Here is a 25,824-nt window from a genome sequence, read left to right on the forward strand (position 1 = left end):
TGCGGGAGTCTGCGTTTGGCGGACTTCCTTGTGGTATGTCAGTGGACCACCTTTAGTGTGCCAAGGCTGCGCGACATCAGGTCAATGGAATCGCCGATGTGCAGCCTTGCCGAGCTTTGAATATCAGCATGCTGGCAATTGCCTACATTCTCGTTCTTAACAATGGCCGCCTAAGGCCTGGATCATAGAAATTCATGAACGACCGCCACTTAATTCAGTCCCCCGATATTCAGCCGACGTCGCCATCAAACCGGTATGCGGTCGTGGTAGCTTTCCTGCTCGTAATATTGATGGTGACGCCTTGGGCGCCCGCTATGCCCTTCGCTGGATTGGACGGCTCTTGGAGCTATGCGATGAACGTCGCTACGGCCCAGCATATGCGCTTTGGCCAAGACATCATCTTTACCTTCGGACCTCTGGCGTCGATCTTTACCCGGGTCTACCACCCCGCGACCGACATGCTGATGATCGGCGGATCGCTACTAATAGCGGTTGCGCTTTTTGCCGGCATTTGGGCATGGGTAGCGTCGCATCGGCGCTGGCTGCTGCTGTGGTTGCCGGTGCTTATCAGCTTTTGCTGGGGGCGCGATGCGCTGTTCTTGTTCCTTCCACTTTTATTGCCTTGTGTCGCCAGTGTCGGCGTGGAGCGTGGCCGGCCCATAACTATGACCTTGGCTCTTTTGGCTGCCGCCAACGCGATTTTGCCGCTGGTTAAGGGTAACTTTGGCGTAATGGTTGGAATTTCGACTATTGTGGCTATCTTGCTCTGCTGGCGGTCGTCGCCACGCAGCGCTCTTCTAATTATCGTGGTGGAAGTGGGGGCGTTGATTTGCGCCTGGTTGCTTGCTGGGCAACGAATAGGTGATCTGCCTGGTTACTTTATCGCGCAATTGCCGATCATCTCCGGATATACCGGCGCTATGTCGGTGCCCGGACGTGGGCTTGATATCGTCGTATTCATCCTTGCGGCGACTCTCCTGCTAGGTGTTTCGATGCTGAGCCGTCTGCGCCGGCACTGGTATCTTCCTGTGCTGTTCGCGGCCTATCTATTTGTGTGCTTCAAGACGGGGTTTGTCAGGCATGATGGCCATGCATTAACCGCCGGGATGGGCTTGGCTTATGTGGGCTTCCTCTTTTGGTTGGGGCCGACCAGCGGCGATGGCCGCGGTCCAGTCGCTTTCGCCATCGGGTTGATCGGCTGGGCATTGATTGCGTCTTCTTATCAGCCGGTGGGGCTGGATGGCTCGGTATCTCGTTTCACCGAAATGGTGACGGAAAATGCACGTGGTGCATGGGCGCGTCTGAATAACTCAGGCGCCTTGCAAGCGCAGTTTGAACGCGATGTTGCACAACTGGCGGCACATCCACCATTCGTGCGCAGTCAAGAACCGGCGGATGTCTATCCCGTTGAATTGACGCCGTTGCTCGCGACAGGGGCTAACTGGAAACCACGGCCGATCTTGCAGAGCTATTCCGCTTACACTCCTGGCTTGGTGATGATCAATGCTGAGCATTTGGTTCGTAACCCGCCGTCACGGATCTATTTTGCTCTATCCCCAATCGACAATCGTTATCCTTCGCTCGATGACGGCGCTAGTTGGCCGGCACTACTGGGCAGCTATACCTTGAAGCAACTCAACAGCGACTTCGCTGTGCTTGAGCGTGCGTTGCCAACCAAGCCGCCGCTGACTCCTGTTGTGCAACGTCAGGTAGATGCAGTCTTGGGTGAGGATGTGGTCGTCGCTGATTCGGAACATCCGGTATGGGTCACTGTAGATATTCAGCCGACCCTGCTTGGAAGATTGGTTGCTCTGCTTTACAAGTTGCCCGAATTGTCGATGCGCGTGCGCTATGTTGATGAGGCAACAGCTGATTTTCGCTTCATTCCTGGTATGGCGCGTAGTGGTTTCTTGCTATCGCCGACGGTTAGAGATGCCAAGGACTTCGCGGCGTTGAGTTCGCATTATCGAGCGAATCTAATTGGTCAACGCCGGGTGGCCGCGCTTAGTATCGCCGGGGCCCGGGGCACGCGCTGGCTCTGGCGCCACAGTTATCGTTTGGTTTTTTCGCGTCTGGATATACCCGCGTCCACGTCGGTTGATGAGGTTCTGGCTGGTGCCAGGACGCCTAGCGCAGGCCCGTCTTCTTTCGCCATTGGGGGGCAGTGCCGTATCGACGAGATCGATGGCCGCCCGGTCGGCGGCGCACCTTCTGCGCTCGTCAAGCCAATGGTCGTGATTCGGGGCTGGGCCGCCCTTGATGCCGAGCATGGCAGGCCGAATCAGGGGGTTCGGCTGCTGATGAGTTCGGGTGGATCGGAATTTGGCACATTGCCTGCCTATCGTGTGTCACGTCCTGATGTCGCTCGTCACTTCAACCATCCCGAACTCGAATACTCAGGTTTTGAAGCCTATGTGGATGTGCGGCAGCTACCGGTAGACTCCCAGATACAGATTCTTCAAAAAGATGGCGACCGGTGGCTGCTATGCAGCGGTGTCACGGCAGCTACTCACCGTGCCGACGGGGAGGAGTAGCACGCGCAGTAGCGACATAGTCCAAGATCTGCGCGCGATACTGCTATCACTTGGGTGCCCGAGCGCTTGTCAAATCTCCCGCGCATAGTTTGCGTCATCCCTTTGAGTAGCTAACAAAACTACCGCGCAGCCGCCAAGTGGCCGGACGGTTATATGCCGCTAGTTGTGATCTCTCATTAGGTTGTTCATCCGGGGCATCTCTGGAAGATGGGGTTGCAAAGCCAACCCAGCCCCCAGGAGCCCCGGATGAACCTGCATCAACATGCCCGTTTGAGCCCTCGCGGTCGAGCCCTGCTGGTGGATCGCATCCTTGTTCATGGGCTGCGCGTGGAAGAAGCGGCGCTTGCGGCCGGTGCCAGCGTCCGAACAGCCTACAAATGGCTCAAGCGCTTCAAGGAATGGGGGGCGCAGTGCTTGACCGATCGCAATTCCCGGCCTCAAGACCCAAGCCATGCCACGTCTCAGCGCGTCGTGGATCAGGTCATCTCACTGCGCCGTTCACACCACACGTATCGGCAGATCGCCGAGCAGTTGCCTGTGGCGCCGAGCACCATCGCGCGGTTGCTGCGCCGCGCCGGCCTGCACCGGCTAGCGGATCTGGAGCCGGCCCTGCCGCGCAATCGCTATGAGTACGCCCAACCCGGCCAACTGCTGCAGCTGGACCTCAAGAAGCTGGCCAATTTTCGCCAGCCCGGCCACCGCGTGACCGATGATCACCTCCCTTGGCACTGGCTGGGAGTACGTCCATCTTGCCATCGACGACCACTCCCGCGTGGCCTTCGGCACCATCGAGCCCGACGAACGCGGTATCAGTGTCTCCAGGTCGCTGATGCAAGCGGTTCGCTACTACCGCAGCCTGGGCGTGTGCTTGTAGCGTGTTGACCGACAACGGCGCCTGATACACATCACGCCGCTTTCGATGCCTTGTCCGATGGCTCAGCCTGCGCCATCTGCGAACCCGACCCTACACGCCGCGCACCAATGGCAGGCCGAACGGCTGGTGCAGACCAGCCTGCGAGAATGGGCCTATGCGCGCTCTTATATCGAGTCCACACAACGCGCCAACGCCCTCCAGGGCTGGCTGCATAACTACAACTGGCATCGACCACACGCTAGCCTTGGCTACAAGTCTCCCATCTCCTGTGTTCCAATGAACAACGTGGTGAGTTTACGCAACTGGTACACAGCGGTTCCTGCACGCCGTCCAAACCCCTCTGGGGGCTGCTCGCGACGTCTTGTTAACCACTCTTAGCTTCAGTGCTATTTCGCTCACTGTTGTTGCTTTTTCGCCTCGATCGTAATGCTCCATCCCGGCGGGTTGATGGGGATTGTGTGTGTACCTGGTTGCTCAAGGTCGGAGGCGTGGTCACGCCAGGAGAAATCGCTGAGTGCGGCCCGCCTCTGGAACTGAGGATTGTTGAGTGCCACTAGGCAGATCAGTGCCGAGACGATCGCCGTTGCGCGGAAGCGACTTCCAGTGCTGCGCAGTGCTAGCCAGACCACCCACCACCACACCACTTTTATGAGATAAAAATAACGATCGGCTGCGCTTGGCTGGTAAATCTGTTGCAAATCCGTGATGCGCAGGGCGGAAGCGATGGTTTCAAGTATGGCGAAGACAGCGAACCCCATGACCTGCAGCCGCGCATGACCATCGATTCGCTTTGAAAGCACCAGCGTCCCGATGAGTAACGCGTAGAGTACCAGCCAACTAGTGCCGGTAAGGAAGTCATTACCGAACATATGGATAGGAACTAGCTCGGTGAAGGTGGCATTTATGGCCTTTAACAAGTCATGGTGCGTGGCGCTTTCCGTAGGAGGCGCTACCAACAGCACGCCTGTCTGGATTATCGCTCCCAGCCCCAGAGCCAATAACGCTGGCCAGTCACGCTCGCTTAGGAAACTACGCAAGGCTCCGTCGAATGGATCATAGGACAACTTCCTGGCTATCCAACTGGATGCCAACATGCCTGTGATAATAATCGAGAGAAGGATTGAAAAGGGGCCTGTCAATGCCATTAAAAGTATGCCTATGACGCGCAGCCATCCTAGGGTGTTGGCGTGGCGTGGAGATGCAGGCGAGAGGCAGCAGGCACCTAATGCGAATTGCAGGAACCACTGCGCGTTAGTGATCGTGCCGAAGATCTCACCGCTGGTCGGAACCGCCAGGCATGACAACGCAACTACCCAGGCCGGTACGTACAAGCGCAACTTCTGGCAAGTCATGGTAATCGCTGATGCGCTCAAGACGATGGCAAATGCGTTGTATACCAGGGGTGCCTTAGTAATGGATATCCATGATGCAACCCAGGCCACTAATCTAGGAATGGCATGCAGGTAGCCAGCGTAAGGAACCCAAAGCTGAGGCAGCTTATGACCAAACTGTTGTTGAAAAAAGATGGTGGCGTCTTCGGCCCAAAATTGGGGATGGCTGAGCGCATCGTTGCTCTTGTAAGCGATCACGAGCAGGATCACCAAAAACATAGGTAGCTGTGGTTGAGCAATCTGTGACTGGCGATGGAGGAGGGGCGGAGGACGCTTTGTCATGCGATAAGCCTGTTCAGTTCATGGTGCGTGGCGAAGCGAACGAAAGACGCTTGTGCCCGAGATAGCTAGTGATGACCGGCGCCGCGACTCCAATGGCGTGTGCGATGGTTTCGTTGTGAAAATCAATGCCAAGTGTCGGTAGCAGCCAGCGAGCAAGCAACAGGCTGATAAGGATCGTTTGGCCAAGGGCCACCAGATTAATCGCCGTAAACCAGAGCATCTGATGATGTAGACGATTTCTGGCTTGATTGAATACAAAAATTTTGTTGAGAGTGAACGCCGATATCATGCCTAGTACATACGCGATGATGATGGCTGGTACATAGGCGATCCAATGGCTCAGAACCATGCGGGAGCCAAAGTTCACTGCGGCAGCCAACCCCCCTACGATCAGGAACAGGAGGAATTGCCGGGACAGGATTGGCCCCTTCACCGCTTTTCCGTCCCCAGTGCGGCCGTATCGGCCAGGGTCTGGCCGACCGCGATGCTTTCGTTGATCGAGCGATCTTCCGGGTAGTAGTACGCCGTATCCGCCATGTAGAAACCGGCCAGCGGCGTCTTCATCGGCGGCAGCATGTCCTGGAACCCCGGCGGGCAGATGGTCTGCGCGTACTCGTAGCGATGACAATGGGTTGCGCGGATCCACTCGGGCTTGAAGTCCGGATTGATCATCGGCAGGTAACTGATGACTTCGTCGATCAGTTGCTGGTTGCTCCACTGCCATTTCGGATGAGTCTTGGGCATGTAGTAGGGCGCGTACACGATGTGCTCGCCCGGGCCCTTGCCGGGGTTGAGGTTGCTGTACTCGATCAGGCCGGGGATGGAGATCCGCTCGTCGCTGATGTTCATCCAGAAGTTCTCGCTGACCGGCTTGGACAGCTTCAGGATCACGCAGGCGACGGGGATGTTCTCGATCGCGGCGACCTGGTCGGCGAAGGTCTTGGGCAGGCCGGGCACCATGCCAGGCACGTACTGGATCGGTGCCGTCGACACCACGCCGTCGTAGGCATGATGGCCGTCGCGGGTGCGGATGCCGGTGACCTTGCCGTCGGCCGAGGCGACTTCCTCGATCGGTTGCGACAGCAGGATGCGCCCACCGAGGCGCGTGACTTCCGCGGCCATGCGTTCCAGCAGCACGGCCGAGCCGCCTTCCAGATAGCCCATGCTTTCGTTGAACAGGTTGCGCCGCGACAGCGCCACGCGCTTGATGCGGGTGCCGATCCACGAGGCGGACAGGTCGTTCTGGTACTCGAAGAACTTCAGCGCGAACGCCTTTTCCCACATCACCTTGTAGGCCTTGGGGCCGATCCAGCGGGTGATCCAGTCGCGCGCGTTCTCCTTGTCCAGCGCGGTCCAGTCGCTGATGCCCTTGGTGTGCATGACGTGCAGGGCGTAGCGGATCTTGTCGACCAGCCCCAGGTGCGGGAAGCCGAGCAGCGCGAACGGCGTGCCCCACTTGTGCAGCTTGCCCTGGTAGTAATACCCCATCTTGGTGTCCGTCCAGTGCAGGCGGTCGGACAGCTTCAGGTCCTCGAGCAGCTTGAACAGCGGGAAATCGGTCTTGCAGATGAAGTGGTAGTAGCGCTCGATGCGCAGGCCGTCGAAGTCGAAGTCCGCGGACATGCCGCCGATGCGGTCATCGCGTTCGTAGACGTCGACCTGGTGGCCCTTCTTCAGCAGTTCCATGGCAGCCATCAGGCCCATGGGGCCGCTGCCGACGATCGCGAATGTACTCATGGTTCTGGTCTCGTATGACGGTTCAGCGCTTGAGCACGATGTGGCTGTAGCGCGGGTCGGTATAGCTCTCGCGGATCGCGTCTTCGAACGGGGTCTGGCGCACGCCGAACACCGCCTCGGTATCGACGCCCTTGAAGTCGTCGCCGGCGCTCAGCGCCTTCAGTTGGTCGGCGGTGAACGGTGGCTTGGAACTGAAGAGCGAGTACAGGCGCAGCAGGAAGGCGAAGAAGCCGATCGGGATATGCACGATCAGGGTGTGCAGCTTCTTGACCCGCTTGATGGTCTTGATGATGTCGACATAGTCCACGCGGGTGTCGCCGACGATGTCGTAAACCTCGCCGTCCGGTTCGCGTTCGATGCACTTGGCGATGCAGCGGCAGAAGTCGCGCTCGTACAGCGGCTGGCGCATGAACCGGCCATCGCCCGGAATCGGGAACACCGGCGTCCTGGCCATGAAGCGCGACAGCCAGCCCAAGTGCTTGGGATCGAACCAGCCGAACATCAGGGTCGGGCGCAGCACGCAGTGGCGCAGGCCGCTGGCGACCACCATCTCTTCCTGAGCGCGCTTGGTGTTGGTGTAGTCGTCCTTGGCCACCGAGTTCACCACCGAGGAACTGATGTGCACCATGTAAGGCACGTTTGCCGCGCGGCAGGCGTCGAGCACGTGCGCCGTTGCGGTCAGGTTGTTGCGGGTGAACAGGTCGGTGGTCTTGCCGGTGATCTGCGCGTGCAACTGGGCCACGCACGCCGCGCCCTCGAATTCGCGCATCCAGTCGCCGGGCTCGGCCAGATCCGCCTCCACCACGCGTACAGCCGGATGCAGTTCGCGCAGGATCTGCAGGTTGTGCGCATGCTTGTCGATCGCCACCAACTGGGTGTAGCCCTGCTGCTCCAGTTCGACGATCAGGTTCTGGCCGACCAGGCCCGCGGCGCCGGTGATGACGATCTTGGCGTGTTTGTCGGTCATGTCAGAGCTTGATCCTGCGGAAGACGAATTCGGGAATGGACTTGATGACGAACATGATCGCCCACCAGAAACCGGGCAGGTAGGCGACCGCGCGGCGACCGTCCACGGCGCGCAGGATGCCCTTGGCGATCTGGTCGGGCTTGGCCCACAGCGCGCCCTTCTTGAAGGCGGCGGTCATCGGCGTATCGACGAAACCCGGCTTGATGGTGAGCACGTTGATGCCCTCCGGGCGCAGGCGCTGGCCGAGGCCGCTCAGGTAGGCGCTGACCGCGGCCTTGGCACTGCCGTACAGGTAGTTGCTGGCGCGGCCGCGGTCGCCGGCCACCGACGAGATCACCGCCAGTGTCGCGCCCGTGCGCAGGCGCGGCACCAGCGCGGCGCACAGTGCGATCGTGGCGGTGCCGTTGGTGGCGAACTCGCGCATCGACAGCTCCACGGAGGCGTCGCACGCGGCCTGGTCGGGCAGCGTGCCGTGGGCGATCAGCACCACGTCCACGCCACCCAGCGCGGCCCAGGCGGCATCGAAGGCTGCGGCATGGCCGGCGCTGTCGTTGACGTCGAGCACGCCGACGCTGGTCTTGCCGCCGCGCGCCGACAGGTCCGACGCGATCGCGTCCAGGCGCGCGGCCTGGCGGCCGAGCAGATGGAGGGCCGCGCCGCGCGCAGCGTAGTGCCGGGCGGTGGCCTCGGCGATGGCCGAGGTGGCGCCGATGATGAGGACGCGTTGCATGTTCACTCCGTGACCCGGCGCCAGAAGCCGGAAGAAAAGCGGGGATCGAGATAGTGGCTGAAGTCCTGCCAGCGGGCATAGGCGCGCTGGAACGAGGCGGCGGACATGCGCGCGTCCTTGGCAGGGTACAGAGCGCCGCCAGCGGCGTCGACAATCCGGTCCAGCCGCTCCAGCAGGCGCAGCACATCGGCGCCATCGTTGGGGAAATCCAGCGCCAGGGTGGTGCCCGGGCGCGGGAAGGACAGCATGCCGCGTGCAGGTACGTCGCCGAATTCCTTCAGCACGGCCAGGAAGGAGCCGCTGCCGCTGCGGGCGATTTCCGCCAGCAGCGCGTCCACGCCGTCGCGCGCGGTGGCCGGCGGCAGCACGCACTGGTATTGCAGGAAGCCGCGCGGGCCGTACATGCGATTCCAGTGGCGGATGCCGTCCAGCGGATAGAAGAACGGCAGCAAATGGCTCAGCCGGCGCTTGCTGCGTGCGGGCTGGCGCCAGTAGTACAGCGCGTTGAACGGCCGCAGCGACAGCTTGTTGACCAGCGAGACGGGCGGGGTCAGCGGCATCGCCAGGCCCTTGCCGGGCGAGGCCGGGCGCTCTTCGGGCTGGCCGGTGCAGTGATCGGCGCGGGTGAAATGGCCGCGGCCGCGGGCGCGCCCGCTGGCCAGGCAGTCGATCCAGGCGACGCTGTACTCGTGGCTGTCGGCCGAGGCGGCGGACAGGGCGAAGAACTCATCGAGCGAGCCGAAGCGGATGTTCTCCGTCTCCAGCGCCGGGCCCGGCACGCGGCGCAACTGGATCTCCGCCCAGGTGATCAGCCCTGTCAGGCCGAGTCCGCCGACCGTGGCCGCGAACCAGCCCTCGGCATCGTCGTGCGGCGTGCACAGGCGGCGGCTGCCGTCGCTGCGCAGCAGCTCGAAGGCGCGCACGTGGTGGCCGAAGTTGCCGGTGCGGTGATGGTTCTTGCCGTGCACGTCGTTGGCGATGGCGCCGGCTACGGTGACGTAGCGAGTGCCCGGCGTCACCGGCAGGAACCAGCCCTGCGGCATGACCAGGTCGATGATCTCGGCGAGGGTGACCCCGGCCTCGCAGCGCAGCCGGCCGGTCGCCGGGTCGAAGCCGATGAAGCGGTCCAGGCCGCGCGCGCACAGCAAGGTGCCGTCGGGATTGAGGCAACTGTCGCCGTAGCTGCGGCCGTTTCCGCGCGGCAGCGCCGTGCCGGCGAAGGCCGGCAGGGTCGCCGCCCGGTCGGCGATCGGCAGCAGCGTCTGCGTCGCGTGCGGATAGCGTCCCCAGGACTGCCCGGCATCGGCCATCAGATGGCGCTCAGCGCGAACAGTCCGCACAGCACCACGACCACCTGGCTGACCCGGTCGGTGGCGGCGAACACGATCGGGTCGTCATGCATGTCGCCGCGGTGCGCCACGATCCAGACCCGGCTGACCCAGTACAGCAGCACCGGGCAGATCAGCCACAGCAACTTCGGATGCCGGTACAGCTGCACGCTTTCCGGGCTGTTGATGTACAGCGCCATCACCATGACCGCGATGTAGCCGGCCGCCGCGCCCATCGACTGCAGCAGCACCAGGTCTTCCACCGAATAGGCGCGCCCGCTGGCCTTGGTCTTGCCGCTGCCGAGCATCGCGTGCAGTTCGGTGTAGCGCTTGAGCAGCGCCAGCGAGAGGAAGATGAACATCGAGAACGCGAGCAGCCAGAACGACAGTTCCAGGTCGATGGCCACCGCGCCGCCGATGATGCGCACGGTGTACAGCGCCGCCAGCAGCACCACGTCGATCATCACGATGCGCTTGAGCCGCAGCGAGTACGCCAGCGTCATCACGTAGTAGATCAGCAGGACGAGGGTGAAGTGCAGGTTGCAGGCCAGAGACAGCACCAGTCCGGCCACGGTCAGCGCGGGGGCGGCAAACAGGCCCTGCAGCAGCGGCAGGCGGCCGGCGGCGAACGGCCGCTTGCGCTTGCGCGGATGCTGCCGATCGGGCGTCAGATCAAGCAGGTCGTTGAGGACGTAGACGCCGGAGGCGCACAGTCCGAACGCCACCATGGCGATCACCGACTGCAGGACCGATTCGCCCTCCAGGAAGCGGTGTGAAGTCAGCAGCGGCACGAACACCAGCAGGTTCTTCAGCCACTGGTGCAGGCGCAGCGCCTTGAGCCAGGCGCGGGCGCGCGGCGGCGCTGGCCAGTGCCCATGCACGGTGGTGCGCTGTGCGGCGGCCGCGCGCAAGCCGTTGCCGTTGTTGACCACCCAGGCGCCGCCGGCCTTGTCCCACACGTGCAGGTCCACGCGGCCATTGCCGGCATAGTCGAAATTGCCTTCGCCGAACCGCTGCACCAGCACGTCGGCCTTGTTGCGGCCGGACAGGTTGCGCTGGCCGTCGCTGGCGATGACCTCTTCGAACAGGCCCAGGTGCGCGGCGATCGGCGCGACCAGCAACTGGTCGGAGGCGGTGCACAGCACGCGCGGGCGTTGCGGCGTGGTGCGCAGCAGCTCCAGGACGTGCTCGTTGTAGGGCAGGGTCTCGGCCGGGAGGGTGACCCGCGCGGCCAGTTCGCGCTTCAGCGCGGCCTTGCCGCGCAGCAGCCACAGCGGCAGCAGGAACACGTAAAGCGGATTGCGCGCCAGCAGGGTCAGCAGGGACTCGTAGAGGATGTCCGAATTCAGCAGCGTGCCGTCCAGATCCACGCAAAGCGCGCGCCCTGAGACAGCCGGGCGGTCGGCGGAAGGGCTGGGTGGGAGGGACATGCTGCGGCCTGGGGATGCATAGCGGGGCCGCGATTATAACCAGCGGTTCAGGCGGCCTGGCGGCGTTGCAGGAATTCGGTGACCCCCATCGCCAGGGCGCCCACGGCGACCGCGTACCAGAGCGTCACCAGCCGCGCGGCGACCGCCACCGCGATGGCATCGGCGGTGGCGACGCCCAGCCGGTCCAGCATCAGCACGATCGCCAGTTCGGTGGTGCCGACCCCGCCTGGGACGAAGGACAGCGCGCCGATCAACATCGCCAGCGGGTAGATGCCGAACGCGACCAGCGGATCCAGCTCCAGGCCCAGGCCACTGCACAGCCCGACGAAGACCGCCGAGGTCAGGCTCCAGGCGCCGGCGCCCGCGATCAGGCTGCGCACCATCTGTGCGGTGCCCAGGCAGGCACGCAGTTCCATGGCTGCGAACACAGCGAACTGGGCCGTCCTCCGCAGCCAGCGTCCGGGCAGGCGGTGTCCCATGCCCTCCAGCCAGGCCAGCAGGGCCGGCCAGGCAGCGGCGCCGAACAACAGGGCGACGAAGCCCAGCACCACCGCGGCGAGGGTGCCCAGGGTGGGGAAGACCGGCGCGGCCAGCAGCGACAGTGCCAGGATCACCAGCAGATCGGAGGCGCGCTCGAAGACGAACACCGCCAGCGTCCGCCCTGCCGGCACACCCATACGGGCGAAATAGCGGATGCGCAGCAATTCCCCAGCCTTGCCGGGCGTGGCGGTCAAGGCGAAACCGGCCAAGTAGGCGGCCCAGCCAAGCCAGAACGACACTGCGTGGCCTTGCCGTTGCAGCAGCCAGCGCCAGCGCCAGAAGCGGAACAGGTAGCTGGCCGAGACCGGCAGCACCGCCAGCGCCAGCAACGGCCAGATCGCGCCTAGCCGGGCGAACGTGCCGTTGCCGCGGTCGATCCACCACAGGGCGGCCAGGTAGCCGCCGCACAACAGCACGACGAACAGCGCCAGATGATCCGCGCGGTGGCGCGGCGCGGGCACGCCATCGGCGCCGTGCGGCATCATCCCCGGGTCTCCGCGACGGCTCAGCCCAGCGCCTTTTCCAGCTCCGGCAGCACCGTGAACAGGTCGCCGACCAGGCCGATGTCGGCGATCTCGAAGATCGGCGATTCCGGGTCCTTGTTGATCGCGACGATGGTGCCGGCGTCCTTGATGCCGGTCAGGTGCTGGATGGCGCCGGAAATGCCGATCGCCACGTACAGTTCCGGCGCGATGATCTTGCCGGTCTGGCCGACCTGCAGTTCGTTGGGCACGTAGCCGGCGTCGACCGCCGCGCGCGAGGCGCCGACCGCCGCGCCCAGCTTGTCGGCGAGCTGATAGACGATCTGGAAGTTCTCCGCCGAACCGACACCGCGGCCGCCGGAGACCACGCGCTTGGCGCTCTGCAGATCGGGGCGGTCTGACTTGCCGGCGGCGAGACCGACGAAGCGGGTGTGGCTCGGCAGCGCCGCGTCGACGCTGGCCGCTTCGACCGCCGCGCTGCCGCCCTGCGCCGCTTCCGGCCACGAGGCGCTGCGCACGGTGGCGACCACGATCTGGTCGGCCGGGGCCTGCACGCTGATGATGGCGTTGCCGGCGTAGATCGGGCGCTTGAACGCGTAGTCGCCGTCCACCGCCATCAGGTCGGAGATCTGGTTGACGCCGAGCAGGGCGGCCACCACCGGCATCAGGTCCTTGCCGTAGGTGGTGGAGGGGCCGAACACGTGGGTGTAGCCGGTCGCCAGGGCGGCGATCTGCGGGCCTAGCACCTGTGCGATGGCGTGTTCGTTGGCGGGATTGGCGACGGTGAGGACACGGGCGACGCCGGCGATCTGCGCGGCCTGGGCGGCCACCGCGGCCGGATCGGACGCCAGCACCACGATGTCGATGGCCTCGGCCGACAGCGCCTGCGCGGCGCTGACGCACTTGGCGGTGGCGGCGTTGAGCTGCCCGTTGAGATGTTCGGCGACGACGAGGATCTTGGTCATTACAGCAACCCCTTCTGCTTCAGTGCGGCCACCAGTTCGGCGGCATCCTTGACCATCACGCCGCGGCTGCGCTTGGCCGGCGGGGCGTAGTGGGTGGTGGTGAGGCTGTCGTTGGCCTCCACGCCCAGGTCGGCGAGGGCCAGCGTCTGCAGCGGCTTGCTCTTGGCCTTCATGATGTCCGGCAGCTTGATGAAGCGCGGCTCGTTCAGGCGCAGGTCGGTGGTGATCACCGCCGGCAGGTTCACTTCCAGCGTCTCCAGGCCGGCGTCGACCTCGCGGGTCACGGTGGCCTTGCCGTCGGCCACCACCAGCTTGCCGGCGAAGGTCGCCTGCGGCCGGCCCCACAGCGTGGCCAGCATCTGCCCGGTCTGGTTGGCGTCGTCGTCGATCGCCTGCTTGCCCAGGATCACCAGGTCCGGCTGCTCCTGCTCGACCAGCTTGAGCAGGGTACGCGCGGCGGTCAGCGGCTGGATCGCCGCGTCGGCGACCACGTGGATGGCACGGTTGGCGCCCATCGCCAGGCCGTTGCGCAGGTGCGCGGCGGCGTCGGCCGGGGCGATGGTGGCGACCACCACCTCGCTGGCGATGCCGGCGTCGCGCAGGCGCAGCGCCTCTTCCAGGGCGATTTCGTCGAACGGGTTGGCGGAGAGCTTGACGCCCTCGGTGACCACGCCGGAGCCGTCCGGCTTGACCTGGATGCGGACGTTGTAGTCCACCACGCGCTTGTAGGCGACGAGGATTTTCATCGTGTACGAGATCCTTCAACAGTTCGGGAAGGCCCGGCCGCGGCGGCTGGCACGGGGCAGTCGGGGGATTCTAACCGGGCGCGAGGGACCATGCGAGGGCGTATGGTGGGCGCCTTCGGCGGATCCGATCGCCGCCCGCGGCGACCACGACCGGTTCATATAAAGCGTATATCCTGTGTGGTTTGAATATCAGGCGCCGACGGCGCCGAATCAGGAGAGACACACAGTGGCGACTTGGCTCGTAACCGGCGGTGCCGGTTTCATCGGCGGTAATTTCGTGCTCGAGGCGGTGGCGCGCGGCATCCGTGTGATCAACCTGGACGCGTTGACCTATGCCGGGAACCTGAACACACTGGCGTCGCTGGACAGCAACCCGGACCATGTGTTCGTGCACGGGGATATCGGCGACCGCGATCTGGTGGGCCGCCTGCTCGCCGAGCACCAGCCCGACGCGGTGGTCAATTTCGCCGCCGAAAGCCACGTGGACCGCTCGATCGACGGGCCAGGCGCCTTCATCCAGACCAACGTGGTGGGCACCCTCGGCCTGCTGGAGTCGGTGCGCGATCACTGGAAGGCGCTGCCGGAGGACCGCCGCGACGCGTTCCGCTTCCTGCACGTGTCCACCGACGAGGTCTACGGCACGCTCGGCGAGACCGGCAAGTTCAGCGAAACCACGCCGTATGCGCCGAACTCGCCGTATTCGGCGTCCAAGGCCGCGTCCGACCATCTGGTGCGCGCGTTCCACCACACCTACGGCCTGCCGGTGCTGACCACCAACTGCTCCAACAACTACGGCCCGTACCACTTCCCCGAGAAGCTCATCCCGCTGGTGATCGCCAAGGCGCTGGCCGGCGAGCCGCTGCCGGTGTACGGCGACGGCAAGCAGGTACGCGATTGGCTGTTCGTCGGCGACCACTGCGAGGCGATCCGCACCGTGCTGGCCAAGGGCAAGGTCGGCGAGACCTACAACGTCGGCGGCAATTCCGAGAAACAGAACATCGAGGTGGTGCAGGCGATCTGCGCGCTGCTGGACGCGCGGCGTCCGCGCGAGGACGACAAGCCGCGCGCAAGCCAGATCACCTACGTCGCCGATCGGCCCGGCCACGACCGCCGCTACGCCATCGATGCGTCCAAGCTGAAGAACGAACTGGGCTGGGAGCCGCAGTACACCTTCGAACAGGGCATCGCGCTCACCGTGGACTGGTACCTGAGCCACCAGGACTGGGTGCAGGGCGTGCTCGACGGCAGCTATCGGCTGGAACGCATCGGCACCGCGGCATAACGCCAGTCCCTCGCAAGAATCCGCCCATGCGCGTGCGGACTTCACCAGGAAATACCTCATGACACAACGCAAGGGCATCATCCTCGCTGGCGGCTCCGGCACGCGGCTGTACCCGATCACCAAGGGCGTCAGCAAGCAGCTGCTGCCGGTGTACGACAAGCCGATGATCTACTACCCGCTCAGCGTGCTGATGCTGGCCGGCATCCGCGAGGTGCTGATCATCAACACCCCGCACGAGCAGGCGCTGTTCCAGGCGCTGCTGGGCGATGGCGCGCAGTGGGGCATGGACATCCAGTACGCGGTGCAGCCGAGCCCGGACGGGCTGGCTCAGGCCTACCTGATCGGCCGCGACTTCGTCGCAGGCAAACCGAGTTGCCTGGTGCTGGGCGACAACATCTTCCATGGCCACGGCCTGACCGAGACCCTGCGCCGCGCCGATGCGCGCCAGCATGGCGCGACCGTGTTCGGCTACTGGGTCAACGACCCCGAGCGCTACGGGGTGGCGGAGTTCGACGCCTCCGGCAAGGTCATCGACATCGAGGAAAAGCCGGCCAAGCCGCGTTCCAACTACGCGGTCACCGGCCTGTATTTCTACGATGGTCAGGCCAGCGACCATGCCGCGGAGCTGACGCCATCGCCGCGCGGCGAACTGGAGATCACCGATCTCAACCGCCGTTACCTGGAGGCCGGCGAACTGCACCTGGAAGCGTTGGGTCGCGGCTACGCGTGGCTGGACACCGGCACCCACCAGTCGCTGCACGAGGCCTCCAATTTCATCGAGACCATCCAGTCGCGGCAGGGCCTGCAGGTGTGCTGCCCGGAAGAGATCGCCTTCGGGCAAGGATGGATCGACGCGGCGCAGTTGGAGAAACTTGCCGCGCCGCTGCGCAAGAACGCTTATGGCACCTACCTGCATGAACTGGCTGTACGAGGATCCGTTCCGTGAAAGTGATTGAAACCAATCTGCCCGGCTGCGTGGTGATCGAGCCGGCGGTGTTCGGCGACGCGCGTGGCTATTTCTTCGAGACCTGGAACGCCGAGCGTTTCGGCGAGCACGGCTTGCCCACGAAGTTCGTGCAGAGCAACGTCTCCACCTCGGCCAAGGGCGTGCTGCGCGGCCTGCATTACCAGTGGCCGCGGCCGCAGGGCAAGCTGGTCAGCGTGCTGGAGGGCGAGGTGTACGACGTCGCCGTCGACATCCGCCACGGTTCGCCGCACTTCGGCCGCTGGGCCGCGGTGGTGCTGAGCGCTGAGAACAAGAAGCAGTTCTGGATTCCGGAAGGTTTCGCGCATGGGTTTGCCGTGCTGTCGGAGCGCGCGGTGTTCAGCTATCTGTGCACCGATGTGTACGTCAAGGAAGCCGACGCCGGCGTGCGCTGGGACGATGCCGCGATCGGCGTGGACTGGCCGATCTCCGAGCCAGTGCTGTCGGGCAAAGACGCGGTTGCGCCGTTCCTGGCCGATATCCCGGTCGAGCGCCTGCCGGTCTACCAGCCATGAGCGTGCTGGTCTTCGGCGGCAACGGCCAGGTCGGGCAGGAGTTGTTGCGCGCGCTGGCCGAGCAGGGGGCGGTGGTTGCGACCACGCGCAGCGGCCAGTTGCCGGACGGCAGTGCCTGCGAGCGCGCCGATTTCGACCAGCCGCAGACGTTGGGCGAATTGCTGGACCGGCTGCGGCCGTCGGCCGTGGTCAACGCCGCGGCCTATACGGCGGTCGATCGCGCCGAGCAGGACGCCGAAGCGGCGCACCGCGCCAATGCCGAGTCGCCGGCGGCGATCGCGGCCTGGTGCGCGGCGCACGGCGTGCCGCTGGTGCATTACTCCACCGACTATGTGTTCGATGGCCAGGGCACGCAGCCTTATCCGGAGGACGCGCCGACCGCGCCGCTGGGCGTGTACGGCGCCACCAAGCTCGCTGGCGAAGAGGCGATCCGCGCCTCCGGTGCGCAGCACCTGATCTTCCGCACCGCCTGGGTGTATGCCGCGCACGGCCACAATTTCCTGCGCACCATGTTGCGGGTCGGCGCCGACCGCGACGAACTCAAGGTGGTCGCCGACCAGGTCGGCACGCCGACGCCGGCGGCGCTGATCGCCGATGTCACCGCGCGGGTGCTGGCGCAGCGCGCGACGTTGCCGTCCGGGACCTGGCATCTGACCGCGACCGGCGAGACCACCTGGCACGGCTTCGCCGAGGCGATCTTTGCCGAGGCGGTGGCCGCGGGCTTGTTGACGCGTGCGCCGCGGGTGCTGCCGATCACCACCGCCGAGTATCCGACCCCGGCCAAGCGTCCGGCATATTCGCGCCTGGACGTGTCGCGCCTGCAGCGCGATTTCGCGCTGGAACTGCCACAGTGGCGCGATGGTCTGCGCCAGGTCATCGGCGAACTCGCCGCGGCAGCGCCGGCCGCCTGACCGCCGCACCCGGTAAACCACGCAGCCGAAAAACAAAGAGCCGGGCACTGCCCGGCTCTTTGCGTTTGCGGCCTACGCCGGACTCAGGTGCGTCCGTAAGTGTCCTCGAAGCGCACGATGTCGTCCTCGCCCAGATAGCTGCCCGACTGCACTTCGATCAGCTCCAGCGGTAGCTTGCCCGGATTCTTCAATCGATGCGTCACGCCGAGCGGGATGTAGGTGCTCTGGTTCTCGGTGAGCAGCAGCACTTCCTCGCCACGGGTGACCTCGGCGGTGCCGCTGACCACGATCCAGTGCTCGGCGCGGTGGTGATGCATCTGCAGGCTCAGCGTGGCGCCGGGCTTGACCGTGATGCGCTTGACCTGGAAGCGCTGGCCGTTGTCGATCGAATCGTAGGCGCCCCACGGGCGGTACACCTTGCGGTGCCAGGTGGCTTCGGAACGGCCGTCGGCCTTGATCCTGCCGACGATGTCCTTCACTTCCTGGATGCGCTCGCGGTGGCCGACCAGTACCGCGTCGTCGGTCTCCACCACCACCACGTCCTGCAGGCCCACCATCGCGATCAGGCGCGAGCCGTAGGCGTAGGTGTTGCGGCAATCGATCTCGATCACGTCGCCATGGTGAGCGTTTCCATTGGCGTCCTGCGGCGACACGTCCAGCAGTGCCGACCACGAGCCGACGTCGCTCCACTTCGCGTCCAGCGGCACCACCACCGCGTCGGCGGTCTTCTCCATCACCGCGTAATCGATGGAGTCGGAAGGACTGGCGGCGAACGCCTCCTTGTCCAGACGGGTGAAGTCGGCATCGCGCTTGGCCGATTGCCAGGCCTTGGTGCAGGCGTCGGCGATGGCGGGCTGGAACTTGCGCAGTTCTTCCAGATAGCGCGAGGCGCGGAACAGGAACATGCCGCTGTTCCAGTAGTACTCGCCGGAGGCCAGGTAGCTTTTCGCGGTCGCCAGGTCGGGCTTTTCGACGAAGCGCTCGACCGCGTGCGCGCCGTCGCCGGCGGCGGCCTTGATGTAGCCGTAGCCGGTTTCCGGTGCGGTCGGCTTGATCCCGAACGTCACCAGCTTGCCTTGCTCGGCCGCAACGGCGGCCACGCGCACCGCGGCCTGGAAGGCGGCTTCGTCGCCGATCACGTGATCGGAAGGCAGGACCAGCAACAACGGATCGGCGCCATCGCGCGCGGCCTCCAGCGCCGCCACGGCGATCGCCGGCGCGGTGTTGCGGCCCTTGGGTTCGAGCAGGATCGCATGCGGCTTCACGCCGATCTGCTGCAACTGCTCGGCCGCGACAAAGCGGTGCTCTTCGTTGGCGACCACGATGGGCGCGTGCGCGGCCACGGGTGCCGCGCGCTGCCAGGTGGCCTGCAGCATGCTCTGCTCGCCGACCAGCGGCAGGAACTGTTTCGGATACGACTCGCGCGACAACGGCCACAGCCGCGTGCCGGAACCGCCGGACAGGATGATGGGAAGGACGTCGCTCATGGGCGGGGGAACTCCATAGTGCGTCTAGGGGAGGGTGGTGGGATCAGCCGCGCAGCAGCTCGGAGATCTCCTGGGTGCGCTGTTCCAGCAGCGCTGCGTCGCCGCGGGTTTCCACGTTCAGGCGCAGCAGCGGTTCGGTGTTGGAACTGCGCAGGTTGAAACGCCAGTCGGCGAATTCGGCGCTGACGCCGTCGGTGTAGTCCAGCGTCGGCGCATGCGAGGCGAAGTGCTCCATCACCCGCGCCACCGCGGCCTTGGCGTCGGCGACCTTGAAGTTGATCTCGCCGCTGCACGGGAACTTCTGCATGCGCGCCTCGACCAGGTCGGCCAGCGAGCGGCCGGACTGCGACACCAGTTCGGCGATCAGCAGCCACGGGATCATCCCCGAGTCGGCGTAGGCGAATTCGCGGAAGTAGTGGTGCGCGCTCATCTCGCCGCCATATACGGCGTTTTCGCTGCGCATCTTCTCCTTGATGAAGGCATGGCCGCTCTTGCACAGCACCGGGATGCCGCCGGCTTCCTCGACCTGTTCGATGGTGTTCCAGGTCAGGCGCGGGTCGTGCACGACCTTGCCGCCCGGCTGCTTGGCCAGGATCGCCTGCGCCAGCAGGCCCACCAGGTAGTAGCCCTCGATGAAGCGGCCGTCGGCGTCGAAGAAGAAGCAGCGGTCGAAGTCGCCGTCCCAGGCGATACCGAAGTCGGCGCCGTGCTGCTTGACCGCGTTGGCGGTGGCGGCGCGGTTCTCCGGCAGCAGCGGGTTGGGAATGCCGTTGGGGAAGTGGCCGTCCGGCTCGTGGAAGACGCGCACGAATTCGAACGGCAGGTGCGGCGCCAGCAGGTCGACGATGGCGCCGGCGCCGCCGTTGCCGGCGTTGACCACCAGCTTCAGCGGTTTGAGCGTGGCGCGGTCGACATAGCTGAGCAGGTGTTCGATGTAGGCGCTCTTGTCCGGACGGTGGTGCTCGGCGGCGGTCGGCTCGGCGGCCGCCGCGGTGTCGGCGGCGACGGTGTCGCGGATCGCGAACAGGCCGGTATCGGAGCTGATCGGGCGCGCGTTCTCGCGCACCAGCTTCATGCCGTTGTAGTCCATCGGGTTGTGGCTGGCGGTGACCATCACGCCGCCGGCGGCCTGCAGGTGGTCGGTCTGGAAATACACTTCCTCGGTGCCGCACAGACCGATGTCGATGACCTCGCGGCCGCTGGCGCGCAGGCCGGCCGACAGCGCGTCCTGCAGCCCCTGGCTGGCCAGGCGCACGTCATGGCCGACCACCACCGGACCGCTGTCCAATTGCCCCGCCAGCGCCACGCCGATGCGGCGCGCCAAGTCCTCGTTCAGTTCGTCGGGTACGCGACCGCGGATGTCGTAGGCCTTGAATGCGGGAAGCGACATGGAAGAGGGTCCTAGTTGGGGGAAACCGGAGTGTAACGTTACGGCGCTTAATCGGTCGTTGCGGCGGTGCGGCGGGGGTCGCAGTCCCCGAGCGGCTAAACTAGCTGTCTACATTCCAATGCGGAGCTGGCGAATGGGCGACACCTCTACCCCTGCGGGCGGGCGGCGCGGCAAGCTTTTCCCCGATGCGGCCACGGCGCTGGCCGATGTGGTGGCGGACGGACAGACCCTGGCGGTCGGCGGGTTCGGCCTGTGCGGCATCCCGGAGGCCTTGATCGCGGCCTTGCGCGACAGCGGCGTCAACGGTCTCACCGTGATCTCCAACAACGCCGGCGTCGATGGCTTCGGCCTCGGCCAGCTGCTGGCGACGCGGCAGATCCGCAAGATGATTTCGTCCTACGTCGGCGAGAACAAGGAGTTCGAACGCCAGTACCTGGCCGGCGAGCTGGAACTGGAATTCAACCCGCAGGGCACCCTGGCCGAACGCCTGCGCGCCGGCGGTGCCGGCATCCCGGCGTTCTTCACCGCCACCGGCTACGGCACGGTGGTGGCCGAGGGCAAGGAGACCCGCGAGTTCGACGGCAAGCACTACGTGCTGGAGACCGCCTTGCGCGCCGACGTGGCCCTGGTCAAGGCGTGGAAGGCCGACGCCGCCGGCAACCTGGTGTTCCGCAAGACCGCGCGCAACTTCAACCCGGCCTGCGCGATGGCCGGCAAGCTCTGCATCGCCGAGGTCGAGCAGGTGGTGGAGACCGGCAGCCTGGATCCGGACCAGGTGCACCTGCCCGGGATCTACGTCGACCGCATCGTGCACAACCCGCATCCCGAAAAACGCATCGAACAGCGCACCCTGCGCCAGAAGGACGCCTGACATGGCCTGGACCCGCGACGACATGGCGCAGCGCGCCGCCCGCGAACTCACCGACGGCGCCTACGTGAACCTGGGCATCGGCCTGCCGACCCTGGTCGCCAACCACATCCCCGAGGGCGTGGACGTGTGGCTGCAGTCGGAGAACGGCCTGCTCGGCATCGGCCCGTTCCCGACCGAGGACGAGGTCGACGCCGACCTGATCAACGCCGGCAAGCAGACCGTCACCGCCCGCGCCGGCGCCAGCTACTTCGGCAGCCACGATTCCTTCGCGATGATCCGCGGTGGTCATATCGATCTGGCCATCCTCGGCGCGATGCAGGTCAGCGAGAAGGGCGACCTGGCCAACTGGATGGTGCCCGGCAAGATGGTCAAGGGCATGGGCGGCGCGATGGACCTGGTGGCCGGGGTCAAGCGCGTGGTCGTGCTGATGGAACACGTGGCCAAGGACGGCAGCCACAAGATCCTGCCGGCCTGCGACCTACCGCTGACCGGCGTCGGCGTGGTCGACCGCATCATCACCGACCTGGCGGTGTTCGACGTCACCGACAGCGGCCTGGTCCTGGTCGAGACCGCCGAGGGCGTGGACGAGGCGGAACTGGCCGCCAAGACTGGCGTGCCGTTCCGACGCGGCTAAGCGTCGGAACAGCGCCGCTCAGGTGCTCCGCTGCGCGTAGGCGTAGTCGGCGGACACTGGTGGCGGCTGGCCGAGCAGGTCGGCTGCGGTGGCGACGCGATAGCCGACGCACTCGGCCAGCGGCGCCGCCAGCCGCTCCACCGCATGCGCCAGGGTGGCGTCGAGTTGCCCTTGCTCGGGCTCGAATTCGGACGGGCACAGGCCGCTGTCCAGCAGCGGCCGCAGCGCCTGCAGGCGCGCCCAGAACATGCTGCCGGAGATGAACTGCGCCTGCGCCAGGCGCGCGTCGCTGTGGCCGGTGCGGCGCAGCAGGTAGTCGGCGCCCTCGCGGTTGCCGCCCCAGAACTCGGCCAACGGCAGCAGATGGCCTTCGGGTGCGACCAGGCCGAGCGCAGGATCCTGGGCGAAGGCCTGCAGCACGTGCGCGGCGCGGTCGGCGCCCGCCAGGCGCTGCACCAGTTCGCTGCGCCAGGCATCGCCGTTGGACAGATGGGTGCTGCGCTTGGTGTGCAGTTTCAGCACCACGTCCACGCCGTCGCGCAGCAGCCGCTCGGCCGCGTGCAGGAACGGCAGGATGTCGCGGCCGCGGTTCTCCAGCACCATCAGCTCGAACGGGAATGCGCACGCGTGCAGGTGCGCGCGCACGGCATCGGCCTGCTCGGGCGAGGTGGTGACCAGCAGGCGCCAGGGCAGGTTGCTCGCCGCCAGTTGCGCCAGCAGTTCCGGCAGCACCTGCGGATACCAGGCGTGGATGATCGCGTGCGGTGTCGTGTCGCGCGCCGGCAGCTGTGCAAGCGCGCGACGGGTGGCGTCGAGATAGGCATGACCCAGTCGCGCATCCGGCTCCAGCACGGCGCCTTCGGCCCACTCGTTCCAGGCGTTGACGAAGACCAGGCGCTGCTCGGCGCGGCGGCCCTGCAGCCGCGTGTGGATCGTGGTGCGCAGCCAGTCCTCGTAGCCGCGCGGCGAGGCATGCAGATAGACGCGGCCGGCACCGGGGCGACGCGCTTCGTTGTCCCAGCCCGGGTTGACGCCCGGATACAGCAGGTAGTCGGGCAGGGGGCGCGCGGCGATCTCCGCGGCCAGGGCGCGCCAATCCAGCACGGCACCGCTGTAGTGGGGATTGAGCAGGTGCTGGTCGGCCGCCAGCGAACGCGGATTGCTCATGTTCGGCGGGAACTCGACCGCCGCGTCGAAACCGATGTCGCGCGGATCGGGCCGCTCGAAGCCCTGCACATAGGCCAGGTGCAGTTCGCCGATGCCGTGCGCGCGGCACCAGTCGCGCCAACGCGTGGCGGTGGCCTGCGGATCCGGCAGCAGGTGCGGGCGGTACACCAGCAGCATCGGCCGGCCGTCCACGCGCAGGCAGCGCGGGTCGCGCAGGTAGTCGGCGACGTGCGCGATGAAGTCCAGGTCGTCCTGCGTGCTGTGCGCCTGCGCCATCAGCACGTCGTCGCCGCGGCCGTCCCAGCGCCGCGACCATTGTTCGTTGGCCCAGCACAGGCAGAACGGCAGTTCCAGCGTGGGATCGTCCAGCCACTGCCGCAGCGGCGTCTCCAGCAGGGTCTTGCCGCCGAACCAGTAGAAGTAGAAGCAGAACGCGCCGACGCCGTACTGCTTCGCCAGCGCCACCTGCTGGCGCATGCTGTCCGGGTTGCGCAGGTCGTAGAAGCCCAGGTCCGCCGGCAGCCGCGGCTGCACGTGTCCCTCGAATTGCGGCAGCGCGCGGGTGACGTTGCGCCATTCGGTGAAACCGGTGCCCCACCAGGCATCGTTCTCCGGGATCGGATGGAACTGCGGCAGGTAGAACGCCACCACGGTGGCCGGCAGCAGTGTCGGCAACGGCGCCTGCTGCGAGGAGACATGGCCGATCGCACGCTCGTCGGCGCGCGCGCGCGCCCGGCGTTCGCCGAACCCACCGCCCACCTGTCCGCGCGGCGGTGGCGGCACCAGGTCCGCATGGCGTTCCAGGAACCGCGCGCGCAGGCGGTCGCGCTGCGCCTGCGACAGCGGCAGGGCGCGGAAGCCGGCACGCAGCGTCAGGAACAGTGCGGTCTTCAGGCGCGCGGGCAGGCCTGCGCTCACAGGTTCTGGTAATTCGGCCCGGAGCCGCCTTCCGGCGTCACCCAGTCGATGATCGCGTAGGGATCCTTGATGTCGCAGGTCTTGCAGTGCACGCAGTTGGCGGCGTTGATCTGCAGGCGCTTGCCGGCCGCGTCGTCGACGATCTCGTACACCGCCGCCGGGCAGAAGCGCGTGCAGGGGTTGCCGTATTCCTCGGTGCAGCGGGTCACGCAGATCTGCGGGTCGAGCACGTGCAGGTGCACCGGCTGGTCCTCGTCGTGCTCGGTGGCGGCGAAGTACACGCCCTGCAGGCGGTCGCGCGGGGCCAGCTCGCGCTGCACGTAGTCGCGCTTGGGTTGCTCGTGCTCGCCCAGCCGGTCCAGGCTCTTCCAGTCGGCACCGACCTTCAGCGTCCACGGCGAGGCGCCCTTGACCAGGGTTTCCCAGGCGCCGTTGAGCAGGCCGAACCACAGGCCCTTCTTGAAGCCGGGCTTGATGTTGCGTACCTGACGGAGCTCGGCCATCACTTCGGAGTTGCGCAGGCGCGCGTCGAAGCCGGCCGGGTCCAGCGCGGCACCGGTGGCGAGGTGTTCGGCGGCGAGCATGCCGCTGCGGATCGCCTGGTGGGTACCCTTGATCTTGGGCACGTTGAGCAGGCCGGCGGTGTCGCCGATCAGCAGCGCGCCGGGCATCTCCACCTTCGGCAGCGACTGCCAGCCGCCGCTGGCGATGGCGCGCGCACCCGCCGAGAGGATGGTGCCGCCGTCCAGCAGCGACTTCATCATCGGGTGGTTCTTCCATTGCTGGAAGGCTTCCCACGGGCGGTATTCGGGATCGTGGTAGTCCAGACCGCTGACGTAGCCCAGCGCCACCTGGTTGTTCTCCAGGTGATACAGGAAGCTGCCGCCATAGGTCTTGCTGTCGGCCGGCCAACCGAGGGTGTGCACGATCTTGCCAGGGCTGACCCGGCCTTCGGGCAACTGCCACAGCTCCTTGATGCCGATCGAGAACGCCTGCGGATCGTGCCCGGCGTCGAGCGCGAAGCGCGCGATCAGGCGTTTGGTCAGATGCCCGCGCGCGCCTTCTGCCAGCACCGTGACCTTGGCGCGGATGTCGATGCCGGCGGTGTAGCCGGGCTTGTGCGATCCGTCCTTGGCCACGCCCATGTCGCCGATGCGCACGCCCAGCACTGTGCCGTCTTCGGCGTGCAGGGTCTCGGCGGCGGCGAAGCCCGGGTAGATCTCCACGCCCAGCGCCTCGGCCTGCGGCGCCAGCCAGGCGCACATCGCGCCGAGGCTGACGATGAAGTTGCCGTGGTTGCGCATGCCCGGCGGCACCATCGGGAACTTGTGCCCGCCGTCCTTGCTCAGGTACCAGAATTCGTCCTCGGCCGCGGGCACGCAGATCGGCGGCGGGTTGTCGCGCCAGCCCGGCAGCAGCGCATCCAGCGGCGCCGGTTCGATCACCGCGCCGGACAGGATGTGCGCGCCGATGGTGCTGGCTTTCTCGATCACGCAGACCGAGATGTCGGGGTTGAGTTGCTTGAGCCGGATCGCGAACGCCAACCCGGCCGGGCCTGCGCCGACGGTGACGACGTCGTATTCCATGACGTCGCGCTCCACTGGCTGCGGCGCGTTGGCGCCGCCCTCGGTTCCCGTCATCTGCTCCGCTCCCGTTGG

At 65.9% G+C, this 25,824-nt stretch carries 21 protein-coding genes, 1 other RNA gene and 1 pseudogene; 9 read left to right on the top strand and 14 right to left on the bottom strand.

Annotated features, from left to right (window positions below):
- The first annotated feature begins 194 nt into the window (after window positions 1-194).
- From SLW52_RS00745 to SLW52_RS00755, 3 genes and pseudogenes are all read left to right on the top strand, one after another.
- Window positions 195-2,534, top strand: a complete 2,340-nt coding sequence (locus SLW52_RS00745) for a hypothetical protein (protein ID WP_320739658.1) — start codon at window positions 195-197, stop codon at window positions 2,532-2,534.
- A gap of 246 nt (window positions 2,535-2,780) precedes the next feature.
- Window positions 2,781-3,711: pseudogene (locus SLW52_RS00750) on the top strand (IS481 family transposase); the annotation flags it as partial.
- Window positions 3,703-3,778, top strand: a non-coding RNA gene (locus tag SLW52_RS00755) — sX9 sRNA. The pseudogene SLW52_RS00750 and the gene SLW52_RS00755, both read left to right, overlap by 9 nt.
- Before the next feature lie 25 nt (window positions 3,779-3,803).
- Here the strand turns inward: SLW52_RS00755 and SLW52_RS00760 are convergent.
- The 10 genes from SLW52_RS00760 to SLW52_RS00805 all read right to left on the bottom strand — a co-directional run bounded on the left by SLW52_RS00760 (window position 3,804) and on the right by SLW52_RS00805 (window position 14,006).
- A complete protein-coding gene (locus SLW52_RS00760) occupies window positions 3,804-5,018 on the bottom strand; it encodes a hypothetical protein (protein WP_320739657.1) in 1,215 nt (404 codons plus the stop codon).
- 76 nt (window positions 5,019-5,094) lie between these two features.
- The gene (locus tag SLW52_RS00765; RefSeq protein ID WP_295936715.1) at window positions 5,095-5,514 is read right to left on the bottom strand and encodes a GtrA family protein; all 420 of its coding nucleotides are present in this window, start codon (window positions 5,512-5,514) and stop codon (window positions 5,095-5,097) included.
- A complete protein-coding gene (locus SLW52_RS00770; RefSeq protein WP_320739656.1) occupies window positions 5,511-6,818 on the bottom strand; it encodes an NAD(P)/FAD-dependent oxidoreductase in 1,308 nt (435 codons plus the stop codon). The genes SLW52_RS00765 and SLW52_RS00770 overlap by 4 nt, the downstream gene beginning before the upstream one ends.
- Window positions 6,819-6,840: 22 nt before the next feature.
- On the bottom strand, window positions 6,841-7,785 hold the full coding sequence (locus SLW52_RS00775; protein ID WP_320739655.1) for an NAD-dependent epimerase/dehydratase family protein: 945 nt from the start codon (window positions 7,783-7,785) through the stop codon (window positions 6,841-6,843).
- A 1-nt stretch (window position 7,786) separates the two neighbouring features.
- Window positions 7,787-8,515, bottom strand: a complete 729-nt coding sequence (locus SLW52_RS00780) for an SDR family oxidoreductase (protein WP_320739654.1) — start codon at window positions 8,513-8,515, stop codon at window positions 7,787-7,789.
- 2 nt (window positions 8,516-8,517) lie between these two features.
- A complete protein-coding gene (locus tag SLW52_RS00785; protein WP_320739653.1) occupies window positions 8,518-9,825 on the bottom strand; it encodes an FAD-binding oxidoreductase in 1,308 nt (435 codons plus the stop codon).
- On the bottom strand, window positions 9,825-11,213 hold the full coding sequence (locus SLW52_RS00790; protein WP_320739652.1) for a UbiA family prenyltransferase: 1,389 nt from the start codon (window positions 11,211-11,213) through the stop codon (window positions 9,825-9,827). Before SLW52_RS00790 ends, SLW52_RS00785 begins: the two co-directional genes overlap by 1 nt.
- Before the next feature lie 107 nt (window positions 11,214-11,320).
- A complete protein-coding gene (locus tag SLW52_RS00795; protein ID WP_320739651.1) occupies window positions 11,321-12,298 on the bottom strand; it encodes a lysylphosphatidylglycerol synthase transmembrane domain-containing protein in 978 nt (325 codons plus the stop codon).
- A 20-nt stretch (window positions 12,299-12,318) separates the two neighbouring features.
- Entirely contained in the window at window positions 12,319-13,260 is a 942-nt protein-coding gene (locus SLW52_RS00800) for an electron transfer flavoprotein subunit alpha/FixB family protein (RefSeq protein ID WP_295936696.1), read from the bottom strand.
- Window positions 13,260-14,006 (bottom strand): electron transfer flavoprotein subunit beta/FixA family protein, encoded by a 747-nt coding sequence (locus SLW52_RS00805; RefSeq protein ID WP_295936694.1) that lies wholly within the window; start codon window positions 14,004-14,006, stop codon window positions 13,260-13,262. Before SLW52_RS00805 ends, SLW52_RS00800 begins: the two co-directional genes overlap by 1 nt.
- Window positions 14,007-14,232: 226 nt before the next feature.
- Between SLW52_RS00805 and rfbB the strand changes: the two genes are divergently transcribed.
- Genes rfbB through rfbD form a run of 4 tightly spaced genes read left to right on the top strand, consistent with a single transcriptional unit; the run spans window position 14,233 to window position 17,699 of the window.
- Window positions 14,233-15,288, top strand: coding sequence for a dTDP-glucose 4,6-dehydratase (rfbB, locus tag SLW52_RS00810; protein WP_295936692.1), 1,056 nt, complete (start codon window positions 14,233-14,235; stop codon window positions 15,286-15,288).
- 58 nt (window positions 15,289-15,346) lie between these two features.
- Window positions 15,347-16,234, top strand: coding sequence for a glucose-1-phosphate thymidylyltransferase RfbA (rfbA, locus tag SLW52_RS00815; RefSeq protein ID WP_267123072.1), 888 nt, complete (start codon window positions 15,347-15,349; stop codon window positions 16,232-16,234).
- Entirely contained in the window at window positions 16,231-16,788 is a 558-nt protein-coding gene (gene rfbC / locus SLW52_RS00820; protein WP_019797144.1) for a dTDP-4-dehydrorhamnose 3,5-epimerase, read from the top strand. Before rfbA ends, rfbC begins: the two co-directional genes overlap by 4 nt.
- Window positions 16,785-17,699 carry a dTDP-4-dehydrorhamnose reductase gene (gene rfbD, locus SLW52_RS00825; RefSeq protein ID WP_320739649.1) on the top strand — a complete coding sequence of 305 codons (915 nt, stop codon included), beginning with the start codon at window positions 16,785-16,787 and terminating at the stop codon, window positions 17,697-17,699. The genes rfbC and rfbD overlap by 4 nt, the downstream gene beginning before the upstream one ends.
- Window positions 17,700-17,782: 83 nt before the next feature.
- On the opposite strand, the gene SLW52_RS00830 is transcribed toward rfbD, so the two are convergent.
- Both SLW52_RS00830 and SLW52_RS00835 read right to left on the bottom strand, forming a co-directional pair.
- Window positions 17,783-19,186, bottom strand: a complete 1,404-nt coding sequence (locus SLW52_RS00830) for a mannose-1-phosphate guanylyltransferase/mannose-6-phosphate isomerase (RefSeq protein WP_320739648.1) — start codon at window positions 19,184-19,186, stop codon at window positions 17,783-17,785.
- A gap of 43 nt (window positions 19,187-19,229) precedes the next feature.
- Window positions 19,230-20,576, bottom strand: coding sequence for a phosphomannomutase (locus tag SLW52_RS00835; protein WP_295936684.1), 1,347 nt, complete (start codon window positions 20,574-20,576; stop codon window positions 19,230-19,232).
- Window positions 20,577-20,709: 133 nt separating this feature from the next.
- On the opposite strand from SLW52_RS00835, the gene SLW52_RS00840 reads away from it, so the two are divergent.
- Together SLW52_RS00840 and SLW52_RS00845 are read left to right on the top strand one after the other, a co-directional pair.
- Window positions 20,710-21,447, top strand: a complete 738-nt coding sequence (locus tag SLW52_RS00840) for a CoA transferase subunit A (protein ID WP_010340202.1) — start codon at window positions 20,710-20,712, stop codon at window positions 21,445-21,447.
- 1 nt (window position 21,448) lies between these two features.
- A complete protein-coding gene (locus tag SLW52_RS00845; RefSeq protein WP_267118823.1) occupies window positions 21,449-22,081 on the top strand; it encodes a CoA transferase subunit B in 633 nt (210 codons plus the stop codon).
- Between the two features lie 18 nt (window positions 22,082-22,099).
- Here the strand turns inward: SLW52_RS00845 and SLW52_RS00850 are convergent, their stop codons facing one another.
- Both SLW52_RS00850 and SLW52_RS00855 read right to left on the bottom strand, forming a co-directional pair.
- Complete coding sequence (locus tag SLW52_RS00850) at window positions 22,100-24,166, bottom strand: glycoside hydrolase family 99-like domain-containing protein (RefSeq protein WP_320739646.1); 2,067 nt, start codon at window positions 24,164-24,166, stop codon at window positions 22,100-22,102.
- Entirely contained in the window at window positions 24,163-25,806 is a 1,644-nt protein-coding gene (locus SLW52_RS00855; protein ID WP_043093286.1) for an electron transfer flavoprotein-ubiquinone oxidoreductase, read from the bottom strand. The genes SLW52_RS00850 and SLW52_RS00855 overlap by 4 nt, the downstream gene beginning before the upstream one ends.
- Between the last annotated feature and the right edge of the window lie 18 nt (window positions 25,807-25,824).

It is taken from the genome of Xanthomonas sp. LF02-5 (assembly GCF_034105325.1).
Classification (GTDB): domain Bacteria; phylum Pseudomonadota; class Gammaproteobacteria; order Xanthomonadales; family Xanthomonadaceae; genus Xanthomonas_A; species Xanthomonas_A sontii.